The 22413-nt window shown below is 70.8% G+C and carries 17 protein-coding genes and 3 pseudogenes; 13 read left to right on the forward strand and 7 right to left on the reverse strand.

All coding sequences use genetic code 11. The annotated features are described in order from the left end of the window. Positions 1-123: 123 nt before the first annotated feature. Positions 124-1554 carry an amidase gene (locus tag OHA98_RS15375; RefSeq protein ID WP_266926147.1) on the forward strand — a complete coding sequence of 477 codons (1431 nt, stop codon included), beginning with the start codon at positions 124-126 and terminating at the stop codon, positions 1552-1554. 417 nt (positions 1555-1971) lie between these two features. Continuing rightward, positions 1972-5080 (forward strand): annotated as a pseudogene (locus OHA98_RS15380) (Tn3 family transposase); the annotation flags it as partial. Between the two features lie 371 nt (positions 5081-5451). Here OHA98_RS15380 and OHA98_RS15385 read toward each other — a convergent pair. After that, complete coding sequence (locus OHA98_RS15385; RefSeq protein WP_266926149.1) at positions 5452-6207, reverse strand: alpha/beta fold hydrolase; 756 nt, start codon at positions 6205-6207, stop codon at positions 5452-5454. 43 nt (positions 6208-6250) lie between these two features. On the opposite strand from OHA98_RS15385, the pseudogene OHA98_RS15390 reads away from it, so the two are divergent. Continuing rightward, positions 6251-6337 (forward strand): annotated as a pseudogene (locus OHA98_RS15390) (QacE family quaternary ammonium compound efflux SMR transporter); the annotation flags it as partial. 405 nt (positions 6338-6742) lie between these two features. Next, a complete protein-coding gene (locus OHA98_RS15395; RefSeq protein ID WP_266926151.1) occupies positions 6743-7828 on the forward strand; it encodes a recombinase family protein in 1086 nt (361 codons plus the stop codon). Positions 7829-7904: 76 nt separating this feature from the next. Here the strand turns inward: OHA98_RS15395 and OHA98_RS15400 are convergent, their stop codons facing one another. Further along, positions 7905-8972 (reverse strand): LacI family DNA-binding transcriptional regulator, encoded by a 1068-nt coding sequence (locus tag OHA98_RS15400; protein ID WP_266926153.1) that lies wholly within the window; start codon positions 8970-8972, stop codon positions 7905-7907. A gap of 241 nt (positions 8973-9213) precedes the next feature. On the opposite strand from OHA98_RS15400, the gene OHA98_RS15405 reads away from it, so the two are divergent. Beyond that, complete coding sequence (locus OHA98_RS15405) at positions 9214-10608, forward strand: peptidoglycan DD-metalloendopeptidase family protein (RefSeq protein ID WP_266926155.1); 1395 nt, start codon at positions 9214-9216, stop codon at positions 10606-10608. Here OHA98_RS15405 and OHA98_RS15410 read toward each other — a convergent pair. Then, complete coding sequence (locus OHA98_RS15410) at positions 10598-11935, reverse strand: DMT family transporter (protein ID WP_266926157.1); 1338 nt, start codon at positions 11933-11935, stop codon at positions 10598-10600. The genes OHA98_RS15405 and OHA98_RS15410 overlap by 11 nt on opposite strands. 231 nt (positions 11936-12166) lie before the next feature. Here OHA98_RS15410 and OHA98_RS15415 point away from each other — a divergent pair, with 231 nt between their 5' ends. After that, a complete protein-coding gene (locus OHA98_RS15415) occupies positions 12167-12859 on the forward strand; it encodes a (2Fe-2S)-binding protein (protein ID WP_266926159.1) in 693 nt (230 codons plus the stop codon). A gap of 70 nt (positions 12860-12929) precedes the next feature. On the opposite strand, the gene OHA98_RS15420 is transcribed toward OHA98_RS15415, so the two are convergent. Beyond that, positions 12930-13385 (reverse strand): ATP-binding protein, encoded by a 456-nt coding sequence (locus OHA98_RS15420; protein WP_266926161.1) that lies wholly within the window; start codon positions 13383-13385, stop codon positions 12930-12932. A gap of 242 nt (positions 13386-13627) precedes the next feature. Further along, a complete protein-coding gene (locus OHA98_RS15425) occupies positions 13628-14479 on the reverse strand; it encodes an RNA polymerase sigma factor SigF (protein ID WP_266926163.1) in 852 nt (283 codons plus the stop codon). Between the two features lie 241 nt (positions 14480-14720). Here OHA98_RS15425 and OHA98_RS15430 point away from each other — a divergent pair, with 241 nt between their 5' ends. Then, complete coding sequence (locus OHA98_RS15430) at positions 14721-16205, forward strand: SDR family NAD(P)-dependent oxidoreductase (protein WP_266926165.1); 1485 nt, start codon at positions 14721-14723, stop codon at positions 16203-16205. Positions 16206-16503: 298 nt separating this feature from the next. Next, positions 16504-16677: a hypothetical protein gene (locus OHA98_RS15435; RefSeq protein WP_266926167.1), complete on the forward strand. Its 174-nt coding sequence runs from the start codon at positions 16504-16506 to the stop codon at positions 16675-16677. Positions 16678-16786: 109 nt separating this feature from the next. Here OHA98_RS15435 and OHA98_RS15440 read toward each other — a convergent pair whose 3' ends face one another. Continuing rightward, positions 16787-17164 carry a CrcB family protein gene (locus OHA98_RS15440; RefSeq protein WP_266926169.1) on the reverse strand — a complete coding sequence of 126 codons (378 nt, stop codon included), beginning with the start codon at positions 17162-17164 and terminating at the stop codon, positions 16787-16789. Next, a complete protein-coding gene (locus OHA98_RS15445; RefSeq protein ID WP_266926171.1) occupies positions 17161-17628 on the reverse strand; it encodes a CrcB family protein in 468 nt (155 codons plus the stop codon). The genes OHA98_RS15440 and OHA98_RS15445 overlap by 4 nt, the downstream gene beginning before the upstream one ends. A 200-nt stretch (positions 17629-17828) precedes the next feature. On the opposite strand from OHA98_RS15445, the gene OHA98_RS15450 reads away from it, so the two are divergent. The 5 genes and pseudogenes from OHA98_RS15450 to ureC all read left to right on the forward strand — a co-directional run bounded on the left by OHA98_RS15450 (position 17829) and on the right by ureC (position 22404). Further along, positions 17829-18791, forward strand: a complete 963-nt coding sequence (locus OHA98_RS15450; RefSeq protein WP_266926172.1) for an urea transporter — start codon at positions 17829-17831, stop codon at positions 18789-18791. A gap of 55 nt (positions 18792-18846) precedes the next feature. Then, positions 18847-19152 (forward strand): urease subunit gamma, encoded by a 306-nt coding sequence (locus OHA98_RS15455; RefSeq protein ID WP_266926174.1) that lies wholly within the window; start codon positions 18847-18849, stop codon positions 19150-19152. A gap of 5 nt (positions 19153-19157) precedes the next feature. Then, on the forward strand, positions 19158-20063 hold the full coding sequence (locus OHA98_RS15460) for a cobalamin biosynthesis protein CbiX (RefSeq protein ID WP_266926175.1): 906 nt from the start codon (positions 19158-19160) through the stop codon (positions 20061-20063). Next, positions 20060-20431 (forward strand): annotated as a pseudogene (locus OHA98_RS15465) (urease subunit beta); the annotation flags it as partial. The gene OHA98_RS15460 and the pseudogene OHA98_RS15465, both read left to right, overlap by 4 nt. Positions 20432-20679: 248 nt before the next feature. Beyond that, positions 20680-22404, forward strand: a complete 1725-nt coding sequence (ureC, locus tag OHA98_RS15470; protein ID WP_266926177.1) for an urease subunit alpha — start codon at positions 20680-20682, stop codon at positions 22402-22404. Positions 22405-22413: the final 9 nt, after the last annotated feature.

A 22413-nucleotide genomic window follows, 5' to 3' on the forward strand; every position in this document is an offset into this window, starting at 1 on the left:
CCGTCGCCTCCTTGTTTCACAGCACTCCGGTTCACCGCGCACTTTATGTGATGCGAACGCATCGGTTCCAGCGGTACGGTTCCGATGCAAGCGCATTGGTACGGGAACGAGGAGGGGAAAGCCATGCAGGACGCCCTGTGGACGATGCCGGCCACTGCACAGGCGGAGGCGGTGCGCGGCGCGGACGTCTCGGCCGTGGAACTGGTCGAAAGCCACCTGGATCGCATCGCCGAGGTCAACCCGCAGGTGAACGCGGTCACTCAGCTCCTGGCGGAGCGCGCACGGGAGGCCGCGGCACGGACGGACCGGCGACGGGCCGCCGGTGAAAGGCTGGGGCCGCTCGCGGGCGTGCCCTTCACGGTGAAGGAGACCACCGCCGTCGAGGGCGTGCCCACCACGTTCGGAGTGAAACGCTTCCGTGATCTGGTGGCATCGGCCGACGCGCCCCCGGTGGCACGGCTGCGCGCGGCCGGGGCCATCCCCATCGGGCACAGCAACATCCCCACCCTGATCCTGGCCGGGGTGCACACGCGCAGCGAACTGTTCGGTGACACGGTCAATCCGTGGGACAGCAGCCGGACCCCGGGCGGATCCAGCGGAGGTGACGCGGTGGCCGTCGCCACGGGCATGGCAGCGCTCGGGCTCGGCAATGACTCGGGCGGATCGGTACGCGTACCGGCACAGTTCTGCGGTGTGGCCGGGCTGAAGCCGTCCATAGGCCGGTTTCCCGCCGACCACCGGATCCTCGGCCCGGACGACCCCGGCCCGGCGTCCCAGATGCTGGTCACCGACGGCCCGCTGGCCCGGAGCGTGGGCGATCTCCGGCTCGCGTACGAGGTGCTTGCCGGGACCGATCCGCGCGACCCGCGCGCCGTGCCGGTACCCGCCTACGGCGAACCGCTCGCCGGGCCGGTGAAGGTCGCGGTCGTGGCGGACCCCGGCGGGCACGGCGTCCACCCCACGGTCCGCGCAGCCGTCGAGACGGCGGCCGACGCGCTCCGCGACGCCGGATACGACGTGCGCGAGGTGCCGGACGTGCCACGCCTGGACGAGGCGCTTGAGGCGTACGGCCGGATCACCGTGACCGAGTTCGCCCCGAACTGGCCGGCGGTGCGCGAGCTGCTCGGCAAGGGCGGGGACCGCTATATCGGGATGGCGATGGAGCAGACCCCGCCCGCGACCGCGGACGAGCTCATGAAGCTGATGGGCACCTGGATGAACATCCGCCGCTCCTGGGCCGGATTCCTCGACTCCTATCCGCTGTTGCTCGGCCCGGTGTTCACCGAGCCGCCGGTCGAGCCGGGGCTGGAATCGCGTGACAGGCCGGGGCGGGACCGTGTCGGGTCGGGGATGCGCCTGTGCACCGTGACCAGCTTCGTGGGCGTACCCGGTGTGGCCGTACCGACCGGGATGGCGGACGGGCTCCCCACCGGGGTGCAGATCGTCGGGCGCGCGTTCCGGGAGGACCTGTGCCTGGACGCGGCCCAGGCGATCGAGGACCGGCTCGGAGTCCTCGCACCGGTCGATCCGCGAGTGGGAGGCTTGGCCGATTGAGCCCTTGAGCCCTTGAGCCCTTGAGCCCTTGAGTCCTTGGGCCCTTGGGCCGTGGGGGACGCGCGGGACGACCTGTGTACCGGTCACCCTCGGGATGCGGCTTCCCGCGAGGCTCCCGGGCGCGGCCGCGCGCCTCCCTCGTACGGCAACACCGCGTGCACTGTGCATCGTTCACGGGCTATTGACACTCTCTCAGCACCGGCGAAACACTGACACGGCGCGGGAGAGCGCCCTCCCGCGCCGTGTCTCCCGTCGAATCTCCCGATGAATCCGGGCTTGGGGAACATCGGTACAGCGGTTGGCGCTGAGAACGATCACGAGCGGTGGGCGGTGGACTTCTAGCACGGGTGGTCTGCTTCCCGGGGCCCTTCGGTCAAAGATCCACGTTCTGTAGCGGCGGGTGGTTGGCTCCGCCGCATGCCGGTGGAATTTCTGACGGATAACCAGGCCGAGGCGTACGGGAAGTTTGTCGAGGAGCCGACGCGTCCGGAGTTGGAGCGCTTCTTCTTCCTGGACGACGTGGACCGCGATCTGATCGCGCTGCGGCGTACGCGGCACCACCAACTGGGCTTCGCTCTGCAGATGTGCACGGTGCGCTACATCGGCAGGTTCCTCCCCGACGATCCTCTGGGTGTGCCGTGGCCGGTGGTGGAGCACCTGGCCGAGCAGCTCGGCATCGAGGACGTCTCGGACGTGAAGCGGTACACCGAGCGGCCGAAGACGGCGTACGAGCACGTGTGGGAGATCCGGAACGCGTACGAGTACCACGAGTACGACGACCCGGAGTGGGGGCGGAAGTTCCGGACGTTCCTGCACGGGCGGGCATGGACCGCGCATTCGGAGGGGCCGAAGGCGCTGTTCGACTGTGCGGTGGGCTGGCTGCGTAAGCACCGGGTGCTGCTGCCCGGGGTGTCGGTGCTGGCGCGGCAGGTGTCCGAGGTCCGCGAGATCGCGGACAAGCGCCTGCACACGACAGTCGCCAGGGCGGCCTGGCGGGCGGACCGGTCGCTGCCCGCCGACCTGGTGGCGCTGCTGGAGACGCCGGAGGGCAGGCGGTACTCGTATCTGGAGACCTTCCGCCGGCCGCCGACGAAGACCACGGGGACGGCGATGAAGCGGGCGCTGGAGCGGGTGGATGAGATCGCCGTGTACCGGCTGGGGCGGGTGAAGCTGGACAAGCTACCGCCGAACCGGCTCGCCGCGCTGGCCCGTTACGGCCTGGGGTCGAAGGCGACAAGCCTGGAGCGGGCGAGCGAGCCGAAGCGCACCGCGATGCTGACCGCGGTGATGCGGCACTGGAGGCCAGGGCCATCGACGACGCGCTGGAGCTGTTCACGGTGCTGATGTCGACCAAGCTACTCAGTACCGCGAAGCGGCTCACGAACAAGGATCGGCTCTCCACGCTGCCGCAGCTGGAGAAGGCGTCCCGCATCACGGCCCGCATCTCGAAGGTGTTCATGGAGGAGCTGGAGCACATCGAGGAGAGCGGCAAGGCGGTGGATGCGGCCGCGATGTGGAAGGCCTTGGAGGAGGTCGCGCCGAGGGCCCAGCTGTGGAGCGCGGCCGCCACGGTGGCGAGCCTGGTCCCGGAGGACGACAACTCGGCGGAGATCGCGATCCGCGAGGCGTTGGCCAACCGCTACAACACGGTGCGCCCGTTCCTGTCGCTGCTCGGCGACACCAAGATGCTCGGCGCGGCCCCGGCCGGGGAGCGGGTCCTGGCCGCGGTCAAGGGCCTGCCCGCGCTCAGCCGGCGCCAGGTGACGAAGAAGCCGCTGCTGAAGCGGGAGGTTGACGACAAGGTGGTGCCGCCGTACTGGCGCAAGGCGGTGTACGCGAACAAGGACCTGCCGCAGGGCGCGGTGGACCGCGACGCCTATGTGGTGTGCGTGCTGGAGCAGCTGTACCGGGCGCTGGTCAGCCGCGCCATCTTCGCTTCCCCCTCGCACCGCTTCTCCAACCCGCGCGCCCGTCTGCTGGACGGCAAGCCGTGGCTGGCGGTGCGCGAGGACGTACTGGCGGGCCTGAGCCTGGAGGCGCCCGTCGAGGAGCATCTGGCGGAGCTGGTGCGGGTACTGGACGCGGCGTGGAAGCAGATGGCCGAACGCCTCGAAGAGGCCGGCGCGGATGCGAAGGTCAGTATCGAGGTGCAGCCCAACGGGCGGGCCAAGCTGAACGTGGACGCGCTCGGGGCACTCGGGGTGCCCAAGTCGCTGGCCTGGCTGCGGCGCCGGGTGGAGAAGATGCTCCCGAAGATCGACCTGCCGGACCTGCTGTTCGAAGTGCACTCCTGGACCGGGTTCCCGGACGCCTTCGTGCACCTGGGCGACGGCAAGACCCGCATAAAGGACCTCACCACCTCGGTCGTCGCGCTCCTGGTGAGCGAGGCGTGCAACATCGGCATGACCCCGGTGACCAACCCCGGCCACGAGGCGCTGACCCGCTCCCGGCTGGTCCACGTCGACCAGTACTACCTTCGCGCCGACACCATCGCCGCGGCCAACGCCGCCCTGATCGCCGCCCAGGCGAAGGTCCCGATCGTGGCGCACTGGGGCAACGGACTGCTTGCCTCCGTCGACGGACTGCGCTTCGTCGTCCCGGTCCGCTCCATCAGCACCGCCCCGAACCCGAAGTGCTTCGGATTCAAGCGCGGCATCACCTGGCTGAACGCCGTCAACGACCAGGTCTTCGGCATCGGGCAGATGGTCGTCCCTGGCACGCCCCGCGACTCCCTGCACATCCTGGACGCCCTGCTGACCTCGACGGCGGGGTGAAGCCGGAAATGGTCGCCACCGACAACGCCTCGTACTCGGACATGGTGTTCGGCCTGTTCAAGATCCTGGGCTACAACTTCTCCCCGCGGTTCAAGGACCTGGACGACCAAAGGTTCTGGCGGGCGGAGATGGACGGGATCGAGACCGGCGGCTACGGGCCGCTGACGGACCTGGCCCGCACGAACAAGGTGAACCTGAAGAAGGTGACCACCCAGTGGGAGGACATGCTGAAGGTGGCCGGCTCGCTGGTCACCAACCAGGTGCGGGCCTATGACCTGCTGCGGATGTTCGGCAACCATGGACGACCGACGCCGCTGGGGCAGGCGTTCGCCGAGTACGGGCGCATTGCCAAGACCCTGCACCTGCTCCAGGTCGTCGACCCGGTCGATGACACCTACCGACGGCAGATGGGCAAGCAGCTGTCCGTCCGGGAGTCCCGCCACACGCTCGCCCGGGACATCTGCCACGGCAAGCGGGGCACCATCCACCAGGCATACCGAGACGGCATGGAGGACCAACTCGGATCGCTGGGACTGGTGCTGAACGCCGTCGTGCTCTGGACGACGAAGTACATCGACGCTGCGGTCGCCCAGCTGCGTGCCGAGGGCCACGAGATCAGCGATGAGGATGTCGCCCGCCTCTCCCCGCTGAAGTTCAAGAACCTCAACGTCCTGGGCCGCTACAGCTTCACCCCCTCCACCCCGCGCCAGGGCCTGCGTCCGCTGCGCGACCCGGACGCTCCCGAGCTCGACGATGACGAAGACGGGGACGAGTGGGCCGCCCCGGCACAGGACTCGTCAACTTCTCGCAGTACTACGACTGGGCTGGGAGCAGGGTGAGGCGAACGCTTCGGCCCTCCAGGTGGAAGCTGAGAGGAGAGTGATGAACGAACCGGACGATATGGCCCTTAGAACCCGTCTTTGAACGGCCCTTGAGCAGACTGTCGGGAGAGATCGCGGGAACGCCTCCTCTGATTGGGAACGCATCGAGCCTTCTCGCCGGGCTGAGCGGTCATCGATCGCCCGGCCGTCTCGCTGCCGGGGCGGTTTGCGGCAACTCTGATGGACGCGCATCAAGGTGCGAGCGATGAGGTCTCGCGGCACTTCGCCGCCTGGGCAGCGGCTCAGCGGGCGCGGCGGATGGGCTGCCTGGTCTGGGTGGGATTGGTGGTGAGGAAGTCCAGGATGGCCCGATAGACCGGCTCCGGCTTCTCCATCACCAGGAGGTGTGATGTGCCGGGTACGACGGCGAGCTCGGACTCGGGGATCGCCCGGTGGAGCGCGATCGTGTGCTCCAGCGTTACCGCGTCGTCGTCCCCGGACATGACGAGGGTGCGGCTCGCGATGCGGCCGAGGTCGTCCTCTGTCAGGTTCGGCTCGGACCGCGCCATGCGCAGCAGCTTGTCCACGACGACGGGGAAGTGTTCCTGGCCGTCGGGTGACACTTCGCCGTAGCGGGCACCCAGGTACGGCACGGCCTCGGCGAATCCGTCCAGAACGCCGGGCACCAGGCCGCCGTGTCGGAAGTTGCCGCTGATCAGGACGAGACGCCGCACGAGGTCGGGGCGGCGCATCGCGACGATCATCGCCACGTTCGCGCCGTCGCTGTGGCCGACCAGGTGCGCCGGGCCGCCGACCGCCTTCTCCAGGAAGGCGATCATGTCGTCGGCCATGACGTCATACGACAGCGGGCCATGGACGTCGGGTGTGTGGCCGTGACCGCGCCGGTCCACCGTGATGACGCGCAGGCCATCGAGAACGGGCAGGGCCGGGACGAACATCCGCGAGTCGACGAAGCCACCGTGGAGCAGGACGACGGGTTCACCGTCGCCCTGCTCGTCGTACCAGGTCGCAACCTCACCGAGCTGAATGATCGCCATATGATCCATTGTGGCCCACGTGGGACAGCGACGGCATCGGCGGGTCGCCCTGAAGAAGATCGACGTCGTCGGCTACGCCGTCTGGGCCGGCATCGGAGCCATCGGCGCGGCCGTCCTCGGTCCGGTGTTCCGGCTGACACGCATTCCGTGTGCCGGTCAGCCGATCGTCCTGGCTGCCCGGCACACGGACTCCGGCCTTGAGGGCCATCGGGGCAGCCGTTAGCGCCAAGGGCTGCCCCGATGGTCCCCAAGGCTGTAGACATCGGCCCCGACCACGAGTTCGACGCCGGGATGGTCGCCGTCGCACGGCGACAGGTCGAACGGATGCGGATGATGGAATGGGAACTTCGGGCGCCCACCCGAGCGACGTCGACCCAGACGCCGAGTGATTCTCACAAACGGACCCTTTGCCCGAGCAAGATCAAAGATGGCGTCCCGATGATCGCGAACCGGCGGTTCGGTTCGCAGAACTCGTTCTCACTCAAAGGTGGGTTCGGGGTACTTCTGGGAATCGTTTGTGACAGTCTCCGGTGCCATGACGGTCCCTCAAGAGGCTTCCGCGAGCGACGCGGACGATGTCGAGCGCCACCCCTGCCCGCGCTGCCGAGCCGAGCCCGGCTCGCCGTGCCGCTCTCGCTCCGGGGCGGTCGCCGGCACCTACCACACCGGCCGCTTCACCGAGGTGCCCCGGCTCGCCAAGCTCCTGCGCGTGCCCACCCCAGCCGACCGCGGGCCCGGCCGGCCGTGGCGCCCCGGTACCCCGGTCCCGCTCGCCCTCGCGCCGGACACCCCGACCGCCGACATCCGTATCGGGTACGCGCGGTGCTCGACGCTCACCCAGGAACTCCAGTCGCAGCTCGACGCCCTCACCAAGCACGGCATCCCGCGCGACAAAGTGTTCTCCGAGAAGATCAGCACCCGGGTCCGTGTCCGCCCGCAGTTCGAGGCCGCGCTCGCACTCGCCCGCCAGATCAAGGCCCACGCCCCGCACTGCCGGGTCATCTTCACCGTGTACGAGATGAAGCGCCTGGGCCGCGACGCCGCCGAACTCACCGCACTCGCCGACCACCTCACCGCTCATGGCCTGGTCCTGGAGATGCTCGCCGGACCTCTGCCGGGGATGTACGACCCGAGCGGGCCCGGAAGGCTGCTGTTCGCGTTCTTCGCGGCAATGGCGGAGACCGAGCGGGAGAACATCCGGGAGTCGACCCTCGAAGGACTCGACGCAGCGGCCCGCAAGGGCAAATACGGCGGCCGGCCGCCCGTCATCACCGAGGACATGCTGCACACCGTGCTCCGACGCCGGGCGAACGGCGAGTCGGTTGAGCAGATCCAGCCCGACCTGATCATTCCGACCGGCAAGCGCAAGGGCCTGGCCCCCAGCGTCGCGAGCGTCTACCGGGCGCTCGCCGAGCACGAGAAGCAGGAGGTGTACCCCGAGGCCGTCGCCCAGGCGCACGCCGACTTTGCCGACCTCCAGGACGTCGACGACATCCCGCGCCCCCTCCGAGTCCGCATCCGGCGCCCCGGCGACCCGCTCACAGCCGAAGAAGCCGACCTCCGCCAGCGACTCCAGACCCAGCCTCACCCGAACTCGGAGACTGCCACCCAGGAACCATGATCGTTCTCAGCGCCAACCGCTGTACCAATGTTCCCCAAGCCCGGGATCGGTGGAGTCGATAGGCACGGGACAGCCTTCAGGCCGACTCCCTCACCACCAGCTCCGGTTCGAAGATCACGGATGTGGGCGGGCCGTCCGGCCGGGCCAGCCGGTCCAGAAGCAGCCGGGTCATCTCCGCGGCCATCTCCTCCACCGGCTGCCGGACCGTGGTCAGCGGCGGGCGGCACGCGGAGGCGGCGCTGCTGTCGTCGAAGCCGACCACCGCCACATCCTGCGGCACCCGGCGGCCGTGTTCCCGCAGCACATGGCAGGCCCCCATCGCCATCAGGTCGTTGGCGGCGAACACCCCGTCCAGATCAGGGTGTTCGGCGAGCAGCCGGGCCATCGCCGCCTCCCCGCTCCGCTGGGTGAACTGCCCCTCGGCGACCGGGATGTACGGGTGTCCGTGCCGCGCCATGGTGTCCCGGAACCCGGCCAGCCGGTCCTGGCCCGCGGGGACGTCCAGCGGGCCGGTGATCGTGGCGACGCGCCGGCAGCCCCGGGCGAGCAGATGCCCGGCGGCCAGCCGGGCGCCGTCCTGGTGAGCGAGATCGACGAAGCTGATGCGTACGGGCCGGGCGGGGCGCGCGTACAGCACCGCCGCCAGACCGGCGTCGGTGATCAGTCCGGGCAGCGGGTCCTCCGCGTGCGTCGACACGATCAGGGCACCGTCCGCGCTGCCCTGGCGCAGATACGACACCACCTCGTCGCGGTCCCGCGAGGTCTCCGCGCACATCAGAACGGGGTGCATCCCCCGCGGCCGCAGGTAGTTGATGACCCCGGTCACCACCCGGCCGAAGAACGGGTCGGTGAAGACCCGCGTGGTGAACGGGCCCTCGGCCGCGGTCTGCGCCGCCCCCGCTTCGACGCCCGCGCCCGACATCACCAGGGCGACGGCATCGGCGCGCCGGGTGACCAGCGAGCGGGCGGCACGGTTGGGGGCGTAGCCGGTGACGGACACCGCCTGCCGCACGGCCTCCTGGATGGCCGGGTCGACATTGCGGACCCCGTTGATGACCCGTGAGACGGTGGCGCGCGACACGTCGGCCGCCCTCGCCACGTCCTCCAGGGTTGGTGCACCTGCCGACCGCGGGTCATCCGTCATGTGCGCCTTTATAGCATCAGGGGAGAGCGCTCTCCATTTCCCGGCCGCGCCGCCCCGGCCGGCGTGCGCCGGTGCTCCTCAGGGGCGTCGGCCGACCGCCCGCGGCGCGGGCCCGGGGGCGGAATCAGGCCATGGGAACGGCAGGGGCGGCCGAGACGAAACGGTACCTTGTCACCATCCTTCGTATGGGCCTAAGTTGGCCGTTTGCGACGTGTCCTACTGCCTGTGGGGGAGCCAAGTCATGGCCGCGAACGGACGGCACCGCAAGTATCAGCCGAGCCGGATCAACCGTGCCTCGCTCACGGTGACGGTGGGCGGTGCGGGCATCGCGCTCCCGCTCATCGCCGCGGCCCCGGCCGGGGCCGCATCCAGCGATGTCTGGGAGAAGGTCGCCGCGTGCGAGGCGACCGGCGACTGGCACATCAATACCGGCAACGGCTATTACGGCGGACTTCAGTTCACCGGTTCCACCTGGGCGGCGTACGGCGGTACGGCCTTCGCGGCACGCGCCGACCTGGCGACCAGGGACCAGCAGATCGCCGTGGCCGAGAAGGTGCTGGACGGGCAGGGGCCCGGCGCCTGGCCCACATGCTCCGTGCAGGCGGGACTCACCCGCGGCGGCGACGCCCCGGAGGTCACGCCGCAGGCCGCGGGCAGCAGGCCGGTCCAGGCCCCGAAGAAGGCCGCTCCGCCCCGTCAGCCGCGGACCGGCACGGCGTCCGCCTCGCCGACCGCCGTGCCCGGCGAGCACGAGTCGTACACCGTGGCGAGCGGCGACTCGCTCTCCGGGATCGTGGCGACAGAACGCCTCCGGGGCGGCTGGCAGGGGCTCTACGAGGCGAACCGCACGGTGGTCGGTGACAACCCCGACCTCATATTTCCCGGGCAGCGGCTGAACCTCGACGTGGCCCGGACACCGAAGGCCGGAGCGAAGAAGCAGGCGGCCGACGCCACGTCCGGGAGGGAGCGGGCGAAGCCCGCCCCCCAGCCGAAGAAGCAGGACGGGAAGGCGGCGGAGACCGGGCGGGCCGAGAAGCCGCAGGCCACGGAGTCCGCCACGCCGACGCCCGGGCAGGCGGCCCGGCAGGCGGCCCGGCCGGTGGCGCAGGCCCCCGCGAGGCAGGCCGCCGAATCCGGGCCGAAGAAGACCCCCGAGCCCAGACGGACCTCCGAGCCGAAGCGGAAGCCCGAGCCGAAGAAGGAGCATCGCGCCCCCGAACGGGCGGAGAAGCCCTCCGGACTGAGCGCCCCCGTGTCCGCCCGTACCGGAACCCCGTACCGGCAGGCCGGTTCCTGGTCCAGCGGCTATCACACGGGCGTCGACTTCCCGGTCCCCACCGGCACGTCGGTGAAGTCCGTGGCCTCGGGGAAGGTCGTCTCGGCCGGCTGGGCGGGAGCGTACGGCTACCAGGTCGTCATCCGGCACAGCGACGGCAGGTACAGCCAGTACGCCCATCTGTCCGCGCTCCATGTGCGCGAGGGGCAGAAGGTCTCCAGCGGGCAGCGGATCGCCCGCTCGGGCTCCACGGGCAACAGCACCGGCCCGCACCTGCACTTCGAGATCCGCCTCGGCCCCGGCTACGGATCGGACATCGACCCGCTGGCCTACCTCAGGGCGGGCGGCGTCAACGTCTGAACGGCCCCCGCCTCCACGGCCCGCTCCGGCTCAGCCCCGACGGCGGGTGCCGGCTCCGCACGTCGTGCCCGGCCGCGAAGGGCCGCGGGCCGGCGAACACCACACGCCGCGCGCCGCGGCCCGGCGGCACGGTCACGGACAGCGGCAGGGCGTGCGGCGCGGGAAACGGACCCGGCGGCAGGGCCTCGGCGCGCGCGCCGGGGGCAGCCTTCCCGGTTGCCGTGACACCGGCCGAAGCGGGGCGGGCGGGCGGCTCGGGCGGGCGCGGGACCGACCGGCTCCAGGGCGCCGCTCCGGCCGGAGTCACCGGCAGCGCGGGCGTCCCGGCGGAGCCCCGGCGCGATTCCGCGCCCGGTGCGCCCTCGGGGTCGCCCAGGTCCTCGGTGGCCCTCCCGTCCCCGTCGCCGGTCCCGGCCGCCTCGGCGGCCCGCACGGCCTTCGCCGCCCCGGCGGAGGCCGCCTGCGCGCGCTCCCCTGACCGCGCGGCATCGCTCATGCGCTCGGCGCCCAGCCGTTCCGTCGTCAGCAGCACCAGCCCGCCCGCGGCCAGGGCGCCGCAGGACAGCGCCAGTCCGGTGCCCGTCCAGCCGTAGCGGAAGTGCTCGCCGAACAGGGTGATGCCGACGGCGGCGGCGACGACCGGGTTCACCACGGTCACCGTCGCCAGCGGAGCGGTCAGACCGGCCCCGCGGTACGCCGCCTGGGACAGCAGCAGACCCGCCGCGGCGAGTCCCGCGATCACCAGGAGCGGCGGCAGTCCGGAACGTACCGAACCGGACGTCCACTCCATGGCCACGGTCTTGGTGAACACCGACGCCATACCGAAGGCCACCCCGGCACCGGTGGCCAGCACCACGCTCCGCAGCATCGGCCGGTGCAGCCCCTGGGCGAGGAGGAAGAGCGCTGCCACGGCGCCGAACGTCACGGTCGCCAGCATCAGCTGCTCCGGACCGTCCAGCGAGTGCGACGCGGAGTTCCCGGTCAGGGCCAGCAGTCCGGCCAGTCCGACCGTCGCCATGACCGCGCCGCGCCAGGCCGTGGCGCCCGCCCTGCGGCGGACGAACAGCGCCGCCATCGGCAGGGCGAACACGATCGTGAGGGCGCCCAGTGGCTGAACCAGGCTCAGCGGACCGTAGGCCAGAGCCACCACGTGCAGGACCGCGCCGACCCCGTTGAGGGCCACGGCGGCCCACCACGCGGCGTTGCGCAGGGGGGCGTACGAGCGGCCGTCACCGGCCGCGGCCACGCGCTCCTGGACGATCGCCCCGGCCGCATAGGCGACCGCGGAGATCAGTGACAGCAGCACAGACAGCGCGAGGGAACTCATGTACACCACGATGTCCCGTTCAGGCCGCCGCGTCGTCGTCCTTGAGTCGGCGATTCGGCGTACTGCTCTAGTAGTACGGGCGTAACGCCTACGTCCTCCTCCTGACGGTAGTCCTCCTTCCCCCAGGGCTCAGAAGTTGGGCCCCTGCGGATACGGTGAGCTGCTGATCCGGCACATCGAGTGGCCGGAACAAGGCGGACGGGCTGTGACCGGCCCGAGGAGGAGCCGAGCATGGACCTGACCCGAGCGGCCTCGGTGGGCGGATTCTTCGCCCTCAGGACCGCCCCCGTCCCCGAGGGGGCCCACCGGCCGCTGGCACGGCTGTACGCAGGGGAAACGGCGCCGCTCACGGCCCGTATCGACAGGGTCGCCGCCCGGCTCCAGGCTCCCGAGCGCCGGGTCGCCGCCTCCATCGCCCACCTCGGTCTCGCGGCGCGGCTCTGGTCCGTCGCGCTGGGGCCGGCCGCGCTTTTCGGCCAGTTCCCGGACATCGCGCCCGAGGCACTGCACTGGGACCCGGAGCACACCTCCCCGGACGACCTGTGGCTGGCGGACCCGGAAGCGGTGCCGGGCACCGCCGAGCGGCTGCGCGAGGCCGTCCAGTACGGACACCTCGTGCCGCTCGCCGCGGCGATGCGGCGCGACGGGAACATCTCCGGCCGGCTGCTGTGGGGCAACGCGGGCTCGGCGCTCGCCGGTGCCGTACGCGAACTCGTCGCCTGGGCGCGGACGAACTCCCGCCCGGACGTGGCGCACCGGGCCCGTGCGCTGGGGGCCGAACTCTTCGACGATCCGGACCTGCGGACCACCGGTGCTCCGCACACACCGGCGTTCCGGCGGCGCAGTTGCTGTCTGTACTACCGGTGTCCGGCGGGCGGGCTGTGCGGCGACTGCGTCTTCGACGCACCACCCGTGGCGCGCTGACGGGTCCGGGCCGCCGTCCTCCGGGCCGCCGTCCTCCGGCCGACCGGTTCCCCGGCCACTCGGCGACCGCTCAACTGCTCAGCTCGAACTCCGCCCGGATGCGCTTGCCCACCGGCACCCGCTCGGCGGTCAGCCGGTCGCACAGCGCGACGACGATCTCCATGCCGTGGCCGCCGGGCCGGGCCGGATCGGGCGCGTAGAGCACGGGCAGTGCCGTGCTGCTGTCGTACACCGTGACGCTGATGCGCTCGGCGGTGCCCTCCAGCTCCAGGAGATAGGGCCCGTGGCTGTACCGGTCGGCGTTGGTGACCAGTTCGCTGACCGCCAGCATCAGGTCGTTGCGGGTGTGTTCCCCCAGCACCGCCAGCCATTCGGCCGCGAGCCGCGCCAGGAACCGGTCGGCCAGGGCACGGGCCTGCGCTATGCAGCCCGGCTCGCCGTCGAACACGGCGGCGCTGTGCAGCATCTCGGTGGGCCGTGACTCCTCGGAGCGGCCGACCGGTCGCGAGGTGACCTGTTCGTTCATGAGCTCCAGCCAGGGCGCTGCGGGGATGGTCGGATTCGCTTTCTCGCCGGTCGTCTACCCGCGTCCGGACATCTCACTCCGGCCGGATTCCGGCGGCCCCACGAGGGGGCGGGGAAATCCTACGGGTTCCGTCCCGGTCCGCTCCAACACCCGGCGGACCGGGGGGTGCCGCGGGGGAGGGCCGGCACGCGTTCCGGCCCCCTCACCGGCGCGAGGGGGCCGGAACGCGAGCGGACGATCCGTCAGGCCACCACGGACATGCCCGTGCGCAGGCGTTGCACGATCCGCGACAGCAGCCGCGACACATGCATCTGGGAGACGCCCAGCTCCGCGCCGATCTGTGCCTGCGTCATCTCGTCCCCGAACCGCATCTGGACGATTCTGCGCTCCCGCTCGTCCAGCTGCTCCAGGAGCGGCGCCAGGGTGTGCAGGTTTTCGACGGTCTCCATGGCGGGGTCCGTCTCGCCCAGCAGATCCGCGTAGGCCCGCTGGTCCTGACCCGAGTCGCTGTCGGCCGACGGGGTGTCGAGGGAACCCGCCGAATAGCCGTTGGCGGCGACCAGACCCTCGATGATCTCCTCCTCCGGGAGGTCCAGACGGGCGGCGAGCTCCTTGACCGTGGGTTCGCGGTCCAGCTCCGCCGACAGCTGTTCCTTGGCCTTCGCCAGGTCCACGCGCAGTTCCTGGAGCCGCCGCGGCACGTGGACGGACCAGGAGGTGTCCCGGAAGAAGCGCTTGATCTCGCCGACGATGTACGGCACGGCGAAGGTGGCGAACTCGACCTCCCGGGACAGGTCGAAGCGGTCGATCGCCTTGATCAGCCCGATGGTGCCGACCTGGATGATGTCCTCGGTGTCGTCACCGCCGCGGTTGCGGAACCGGGAGGCGGCGAAACGCACCAGCGACAGGTTCATCTCGATGAGGGTGTTGCGCGCGTACTGGTACTCGTGCGTGCCCTCCTCAAGGACCTGGAGCCGGTCGAAGAACACCTTCGACAGGGCGCGGGCGTCCTGTGGCGCGACCTTCCCGGTCTCCTCGATCCAGGGCAGTGTGCCCGGGTCGGCTCCGGTGGTTCGCACGGACATGGCCGCCATGGTGTCGCCCTCCCTGCCGTCGGATGTGTCGATGCGCGCCTGCCCAGCAATACGGAGGTCATGCGTCCGGGCGCGCTCTTCTGCCGCAGGTCGAGTCCATGTCGATAAATCGTCGAACGGATGTCGACAAAGGGTCGGGCGGACACGAACGGAGCAGCGTTCGGCTCATGGCAGACTTGACCGGGGTGTTTCGGCCTGCGGTGACCAGTGGCCCGCAGGGACAGATGGCAGAGGATCGGCAATGACGGTGACAGAGGACAACCCGGAGTTCGCTCCCGGAATCGAAGAGTTCGGTGCCGGTATCGACCCGGAGCGACTGGCCGTCTGCCTGAGCGTGCTCGACGAACTCGACTCCATCGAGATCGACCACCCGGACGCCGTCGCCGTGCGCCGGGCCACCGCGGGCGTCTACCGCACGGTGAAGCAGCGCCGCCGCCAGGAGCGCCGGGCGGCGAAGACCGCGCACGACAAGGCCGTCACCGAAGCCACCGCGACCGGCTCCGCCGAGCGCATCGACGACGAGACCCAGGGCGTCCTGCCCTCGTCCTCGGCCGAGGCGGAGATCGCCGGGATACTCCAGCGGCCCCGGTCCTGCTACATCTGCAAGACCCGCTACGTCGAGGTGGACGCCTTCTACCACCAGCTCTGTCAGCGGTGCGCCAAGGAGAACCGGGCCCGGCGCGACGCCCGGACGGACCTCACGGGGCGCCGTGCGCTGCTCACCGGCGGCCGGGCGAAGATCGGTATGTACATCGCGCTGCGGCTGCTGCGCGACGGTGCGCACACCACCATCACCACCCGCTTCCCCAACGACGCGATCCGCCGCTTCAAGGCGATGCCGGACAGCGACGAGTGGATCCACCGGCTGAAGATCGTCGGCATCGACCTCCGTGACCCGGCCCAGGTCGTGGCTCTCGCCGACTCGGTCGCCGCCGAGGGGCCCCTGGACATCCTGATCAACAACGCCGCCCAGACCGTGCGCCGGTCCCCGCAGGCGTACAGCGAGCTGGTCGGTGCGGAATCGGCGCCGCTGCCCGCGGGCGAGCTGCCCGCGGCCGAGGTGATCGGCACCTTCGGCAGCGGCACCGTGGACCGGGTCGCCGCGCTGCCCGCCGCCCGCAGGGAGGGGCTCAGCGCGCAGGACGTCACCGAGCTCGCCCTGGTCACGGGCTCGGCCTCGCCGGCGCGCATCGCCGCCGGTACCGCGATCGACGCGGGCGGGCTCGTCCCGGACCTGCACGACACCAACAGCTGGATCCAGACGGTCGAGGAGGTCGAGCCGATCGAGCTCCTCGAAGTCCAGCTCTGCAACTCGACCGCGCCGTTCATCCTGATCAGCCGGCTCCGCCCGGCGATGGCGGCCACGGCCGCGAAGCGCGCGTACGTGGTGAACGTCTCCGCGATGGAGGGGGTCTTCAGCCGCGGTTACAAGGGCGCCGGCCACCCGCACACCAACATGGCCAAGGCCGCCCTGAACATGCTGACCCGCACCAGCGCCCAGGAGATGTTCGAGAAGGACGGCATCCTGATGACCGCCGTCGACACCGGATGGATCACGGACGAGCGTCCGCACCCCGACAAGATGCGCCTCGCCGAGGAGGGCTTCCACGCCCCTCTCGACCTGGTCGACGGTGCCGCCCGGGTCTACGACCCGATCGTGCGCGGGGAAGAGGGCGAAGAGCTGTACGGCTGCTTCCTCAAGGACTACGCGCCCGCGGGCTGGTGATCCGGGGCCGGTTCTCCCGGCCCCCGGATCCGCCGATGGCGGAAAGTGACCCAGGCCACACGTTCTGTCGAGCGCGATGACGCTCATTTGGTTACTCTGAAGTGAACGGACGGCACCGAGGGATCCACGAACCTTCCTCGACCGTCCTGGGACAGGCCTGCAACCAGGTCGTCGTCCCGCCCCATGCCGGCGCCACCGCGACCGAACTGTTCCTGCCCCTGCCCCCGAGGGCGGTCGGTCCACGGCCGAGAGGTCGCGCCGTAACTGTCCGGGGTTACGCGACACAGAGGAGTGCGCGGTGACACCAGAACTGACGAAGGACGAGAAGCGGCCCGCCGAAGGGCACGGAGAGCGGGCCGGACGGCCCGAGAAGCTCCGGAACATCGAGGTCTGGGCCAGGTCCGCACCCATCCGGCTGGCCGGCTACGAGGACGACCTCGCCGAGCCGCACATCCTGCCCGGCATCGACTGACAGTCGTAGCCGCACACCGCACCGCCGAGCCCCGGCTCCCGCACCCGCGGGGGACCGGGGCTCGGTGGTGCGAGAGGCCCGGCAGCCCGGGCCCGCGCGGCCGGTCCCGTCACCGGACCGCGCCGGCCAGGGCGGCCCCGGCGAAGGACAGTCCCACGCCCGCGCCGACGCTGACGCACAGGTAGGCGCCGGCCGCGGCGACGCGGCGTGCGGAGGCCAGGGCCAGCAGCTCGTACGAGAGCGTCGACCAGGTCGACAGGGCCCCGCAGAAACCGGTGGCCAGCAGCAGGTGGACCCGGGACCCCAGATCCCCCTCGGACGCCCCTTCGGCGACGAATCCGAGGATCAGCGCGGCGGCCGCGTTCGCCGCGAAGGTGCCCCAGGGGATGGCGGTGTGGACGCGGGACGTGACCGCGGCTCCGGTCAGATAGCGGAGCGGGGCGCCCACGAGACCGCCGGCCAGGACGAGCAGCCAGTCGAGCGTCATGCGGTCACCCCGTTGCCGCTCCGGCGGCCCAGCACCGCGCGCGTGGCGTACACGCCCGCGGTCACACCCGCGAGAGCCGCGACGACGGTCAGGACCAGGCAGCCGACCGCGTACCCGGGGGATCCCTCCTCGAACAGCCGGCGCACGTCGTCGGTGTAGTGGGAGAACGTGGTGAATCCGCCGAGCGCGCCGGTGCCCAGCAGTGGATTCAGCAGAGCCGGCGCACCGGTGAACCGTTCCTTGAGGGCCACCATCAGGATCCCCATCAGCAGACAGCCCACGGCGTTGATCAGCAGGACGGTCCAGGGGAAGGACGACTCCCCGTCCGGCCACAGGCGCTCCGCGCCGTAGCGTGCCCCGGCGCCGATGGCGCCGCCGACGGCCACGGCGGCGACCACGGGGCCCTGTCTGCCGGGGGAGTGATCGGGGTGAGCGTGTTCGCGCGAAGGGGATCTGAGGGACACCTGTGGACCGTACGGGGCGGCGATGGCGCCCCCGGCGTACCGACCGCGCGGGGCTGCGGGCCGTCACTCCTCCGGCGCAGCCATCCGGATTCTCCGGTGGGGCGAAAGTAAGCAAATGGGATATATCTATCATTGGCTGCCACCTCCGTTCCCCGGGTGGCTTCGCCGCCATGTTTCCCTGCTGAGTTACGGAGTTCCTCGTGCCCTCCGCCGAAGCGCGACAGCACCAGAGGTCGAAGGCACCGCAGCCGCTGGCCTACTTACTCGCCTCCGTGCGCGGAGTCGGTCAGGTGGATCTCCAGCCCGGCGCCTGGACGGGCGCCGTCATCCTTCTCGGACTGTGGGCGGCGGGCTGGGAGACCGGTCTCTTCGCCACCCTCGGCACACTGATCTCCACCGCCACCGCCTACGCCCTCGGCGTGGACCGCTCGGGCATCGCGCTGGGTCTCCAGGGGTACTGCGGCTGCCTCACCGGCATCGCCCTCGTCAGCTCGCTGGGCCACCATCCGGCCACCTATGTGCTCGCCGTCATCGGCGCCATCATGTGCACGCTCCTCATGGCGGCCCTCACCACACTGCTCGCCCCCTACGGACTGACCGCGCTCACCGCGCCGTTCTGCCTGGTCTCCGGAGTCATGGTGCTCGGAGCGCCCTCCTTCGGCCGGATCTGGCACGGTGACCCGGCACCCGTGTCCAGCACGACCAGCGGGGACACCGCACTGTCCTGGGACGACCTCTGGCACGGCTTCTTCACCAACGTCTCGCAGGTGTTCCTGGTCGACGACTGGTATGTCGGACTGATCATGCTCGTGGGCCTGGCCCTCGCCGGGGTCCGTGTGGTCCTGTTCGCCGTCGCGGGCAGTGCCGTCGGGATCTTCGCCGCCTGGGCGCTCGGAGCGCCCGCCGAACTGATCGCCAACGGGATCTACGGCTACAACGCGGTTCTCGTGGCCATCGCCGTCGGTGCGGTCCTGCTGGCCGGCACTGTCTGGAACGCGGTGTACGCGCTGTTCGGAGCCGCCGCCACCACCGGCCTGACGGCATCGCTGACCTCACTGTTCAAACCCTTCGGCGGCCATACCTTCACCTGGCCGTTCATCCTCACGACCTGGGTCCTCATGGCCGCCGTGCCGCTCCTGCCGCGCTTCCGCCCGAGCGACTGACCCCGCCCGTCCGCCCACGTGTTGCCGCACATCCCCGACGAGGAAGGTACCGACGATGAACCTCGCGCCTCGCGAGATCGACAAACTGCTCGTGTACGTCGTGGCCGACCTGGCCCGCAAACGCCAGGGCCGCGGTCTCAAGCTCAACTACAGCGAGTCGGTGGCACTGATCACCGAAGCCATCCTCGAAGCGGCCCGGGACGGAAGGAGCGTGGCCGACTGCATGGAACTCGGCCGCCATGTCGTTGGCGAGGACGACACGATGCCCGGCGTACGGGAGATGCTCGGCCTGCTCCAGGTCGAGGCGTCCTTCGTCGACGGCACGAAGCTCGTCTCCTGCCACGACCCCATCGGCGGCTGACCCCGGTGGCCGGGCGATGCCGGGTGATCGTTGTCTGCGGACACGAGGCCGCGTACGGGCGGGCCGTGGCGGACCTGACGGGTCCGGACGTGACCGTGGTGCCCGGCGGACGGGAGCTGTTCCGGTGTCTTGCGGAGCTGGGCCGCCGGGGGGAGGAGAGCTGTGTCGTACCGATGACGCTCGGGCGCGACCCCGAACTCGTCGCCGACACCGCCCGTACGCTCCGGGCGCTGCCCGCGAAGGACCGGGCGGGGACGGTCCTGGCCGAACCGTTCGGCACCGCGCAGCACCTCGTCGGCTGGCTGCGGGCCGCCGCGGGCCGGGTACCGGCCTCCGACGCGCTGCTCGTCACGGCACCTTCCGGGGATCCGTTCGAGGACGCCGAGCTGTACCGGGTCGCGAGTCTCGTGCGGCGCTACGGGAACCACCCGCTGGTCGAGGTGGCGTTCACCGGCGGTGACCCCGATCCCGCGCAGGGGGTGCGGCGCTGTCTGCTGCTGGGCGCCGCCCGGGTGGTGGTGCTGCCGGCGGCGTTCGCGGTGCCCGGGGTCCCGGAGGTGCCGGGCGCCCGGGTCACCGTCGCCGGCCCGCCGGTGTCGCGCTCCGCCCTGCTGCGGGTGCTCGCCGAACGGGTCTTTGACGCCCTGCGCCGACGCGAGCACGGCGACGACGGGATCGCCGCCGGACTGGGCGCCGCCGACCACCACGGCCACCACCACACCCACCCACCGGGCGAGGGCCACGAGCACGGCCACGAGCACGGCCACGAGCACGGTCAGGCACCCGGCCACAGCCATGGTCACGTCCATGTCCCCGCCCACGGCGGGGGCCGGCACGACGACAGCCACGAGCACCCGCATCAGCACCCGCACGCCCCCGGCGCGGGACACGTTCTCAGGAGCTCCGCATGACGTTCCGTCAGAAATACATCTACGGCAAGGACCCCGTCGAGATCAACGCGGGCCGCCGCACGGTGACGCTCACCGTCAGCAATACCGGCGACCGCGCGGTCCAGGTCGGCTCGCACTACCACTTCTTCGAGGTGAACTCCGCGCTGTCCTTCGACCGCCAGCAGGCGCTCGGCATGCACCTCAACATCCCGGCAGGCACCTCCGTACGCATCGAACCCGGCGGCACGCGCGAGGTCGAACTCTGCGCCTATGCCGGAACGGGCCGGCTCGTCGGCTTCAGCGGACTGCTCAACGGCAGCCTCGCCTCCCACCCCGCGAAGGTCGAGGCCGTGCGCAAGGCCATCGAGCAGGGCTTCCAGGGCGCCGAACAGCCCCCGAAGGCCGCGGTGGCGCCCCGCGCGAAGAGCCCGCGCAAGAACGCGAGCCCGAAGACCACGACCGGTGCCAAGAACGCGAAGGCCACGCCCGGCACCAGGAGCGTGAAGGCCGCTCCGAGCGCCAGGAGCGCGAAGGCCGCGGCAGGTGCCAAGGGCGGGAAGGCCGCCGCGGGCGCCAAGAACGCGAAATCCACGACCGGCGCCAAGAGCGCGAAGACCAAGAAGAAGGGTTCGCGCTGATGCCCATCCTGCCCCGCAAGCAGTACACCGACATGTTCGGCCCGACGGTCGGTGACCGGTTCCACCTCGCCGACACCAACCTCGTCGTCGAGGTCGAGAAGGACTTCAGCGAGGGCCAGTACGGCGACGAGGTCCTCTACGGCGGCGGAAAGACCATGCGTGACGGCATGGCGGCCTCCCCGCAGGCGACCAGCGGCCAGGGCGCGCTGGACACCGTCATCACCAATGTCGTGGTCATCGACCCCATGGTGGGCGTCGTCAAGTGCGACATCGGGATCAAGAACGGGATGATCGCCGGGATCGGCAAGTCCGGCAATCCGCAGACGCAGAACAACGTCGACCCGAACCTGGTCATCGGCCCGGGTACCGAGGCCATCGCGGGCGAGCACCTCATCGCCACCGCCGGGGCCATCGACAGCCACGTCCACCTGATCGCCCCGCAGCAGGCCGAACAGGCGCTGACCAACGGCATCACCACCCTCATCGGCGGTGGTACCGGTCCCTCGGACGGCACCAACGGCACCACGTGCACCCCCGGTCCCTACAACATCGCCCGTTTCCTCCAGGCTGCCGAGGCCTGGCCGGTGAACCTGGGCATCATGGGCAAGGGGAACGGCAGTCTGCCGGAGGCCCTCGACGAGCAGATCGAGGCCGGAGCCTGTGCCCTGAAGGTCCACGAGGACTGGGGTGCCACCCCGGCCGTCATCGACAACGCGCTCAATGTCGCGGACCGCTACGACGTCCAGGTGTCCATCCACACCGACAGCCTGAACGAGAGCGGCTTCTTCGAGGACACCCGCTCCGCGATCGACGGCCGCGCGATCCACACCTTCCACAGCGAGGGCGCGGGCGGCGGTCACGCCCCCGACATCATGCGAGTGGCCGGCGAGCCCAACATCCTGCCGTCCTCGACCAACCCGACGCTGCCCTACACCAAGAACTCCGTCGATGAACTCCTCGACATGGTCATGGTCTGTCACCACCTCAGCCATGACATCCCCGAGGACGTGTCCTTCGCCGACAGCCGGGTCCGCGCCGAGACGATCGCCGCCGAGTCGGTGCTCCACGACCTCGGCGTGATCAGCATGTTCTCCTCCGACTCCCAGGCCATGGGCCGGGTCGGTGAGTCGGTGACCCGCGCCTTCCAGACGGCGCACCACTGCAAGGACAAGCTGGGAATCCTGGAGGGCGACTCCGCCCGCAACGACAACCAGCGGGTCCTGCGCTATCTGGCGAAGGTCACCATCAACCCGGCCATCGCCACCGGTATCGCCGACCATGTGGGCTCCCTGGAGAAGGGGAAGATCGCCGACATCGTGCTCTGGCCCATCCACTCCTTCGGCGCCAAGCCGAAGATGGTCATCAAGGGCGGCATCATCTCCTGGGCGCAGATGGGCGACCCGAACGCCTCACTGCCCACTCCGCAGCCGGTCATCTACCGTCCGATGTTCGGGCAGTTCGGCAAGGCGCTGCCGGCCACCCATGTCACCTTCATGTCGCAGGCGGGCATCGCCGCGGGCGTCCCGGCGGAACTCGGCCTGGACCGCACGATCCTGCCGGTGCGCGGTACCCGCACGATCGGCAAGCACAACATGGTGCGCAACAACGCGCTGCCGGACATCCAGGTGGACCCGGAGACCTTCAAGGTCACCCTCGACGGCAAGGTCGCGACGATCGACCCGGCCGAGGAACTGCCCCTCAACCACCTGTTCTTCCTGGTCTAGGGCCTGAAA

Source organism: Streptomyces sp. NBC_00654 (assembly GCF_026341775.1).
GTDB lineage: Bacteria > Actinomycetota > Actinomycetes > Streptomycetales > Streptomycetaceae > Streptomyces.

Excerpts from the sequence above, each read along its gene's own strand:
- OHA98_RS15375 (WP_266926147.1), top strand. The coding sequence starts at position 124 with ATGCAGGACGCCCTGTGGACGATGCCGGCCACTGCACAGGCGGAGGCG.
- OHA98_RS15385 (WP_266926149.1), bottom strand. The coding sequence starts at position 6,207 with ATGGCGATCATTCAGCTCGGTGAGGTTGCGACCTGGTACGACGAGCAG.
- OHA98_RS15395 (WP_266926151.1), top strand. The coding sequence starts at position 6,743 with ATGACGGTCCCTCAAGAGGCTTCCGCGAGCGACGCGGACGATGTCGAG.
- OHA98_RS15400 (WP_266926153.1), bottom strand. The coding sequence starts at position 8,972 with ATGACGGATGACCCGCGGTCGGCAGGTGCACCAACCCTGGAGGACGTG.
- OHA98_RS15405 (WP_266926155.1), top strand. The coding sequence starts at position 9,214 with ATGGCCGCGAACGGACGGCACCGCAAGTATCAGCCGAGCCGGATCAAC.
- OHA98_RS15410 (WP_266926157.1), bottom strand. The coding sequence starts at position 11,935 with ATGAGTTCCCTCGCGCTGTCTGTGCTGCTGTCACTGATCTCCGCGGTC.
- OHA98_RS15415 (WP_266926159.1), top strand. The coding sequence starts at position 12,167 with ATGGACCTGACCCGAGCGGCCTCGGTGGGCGGATTCTTCGCCCTCAGG.
- OHA98_RS15420 (WP_266926161.1), bottom strand. The coding sequence starts at position 13,385 with ATGAACGAACAGGTCACCTCGCGACCGGTCGGCCGCTCCGAGGAGTCA.
- OHA98_RS15425 (WP_266926163.1), bottom strand. The coding sequence starts at position 14,479 with ATGGCGGCCATGTCCGTGCGAACCACCGGAGCCGACCCGGGCACACTG.
- OHA98_RS15430 (WP_266926165.1), top strand. The coding sequence starts at position 14,721 with ATGACGGTGACAGAGGACAACCCGGAGTTCGCTCCCGGAATCGAAGAG.
- OHA98_RS15440 (WP_266926169.1), bottom strand. The coding sequence starts at position 17,164 with ATGACGCTCGACTGGCTGCTCGTCCTGGCCGGCGGTCTCGTGGGCGCC.
- OHA98_RS15455 (WP_266926174.1), top strand. The coding sequence starts at position 18,847 with ATGAACCTCGCGCCTCGCGAGATCGACAAACTGCTCGTGTACGTCGTG.
- ureC (WP_266926177.1), top strand. The coding sequence starts at position 20,680 with ATGCCCATCCTGCCCCGCAAGCAGTACACCGACATGTTCGGCCCGACG.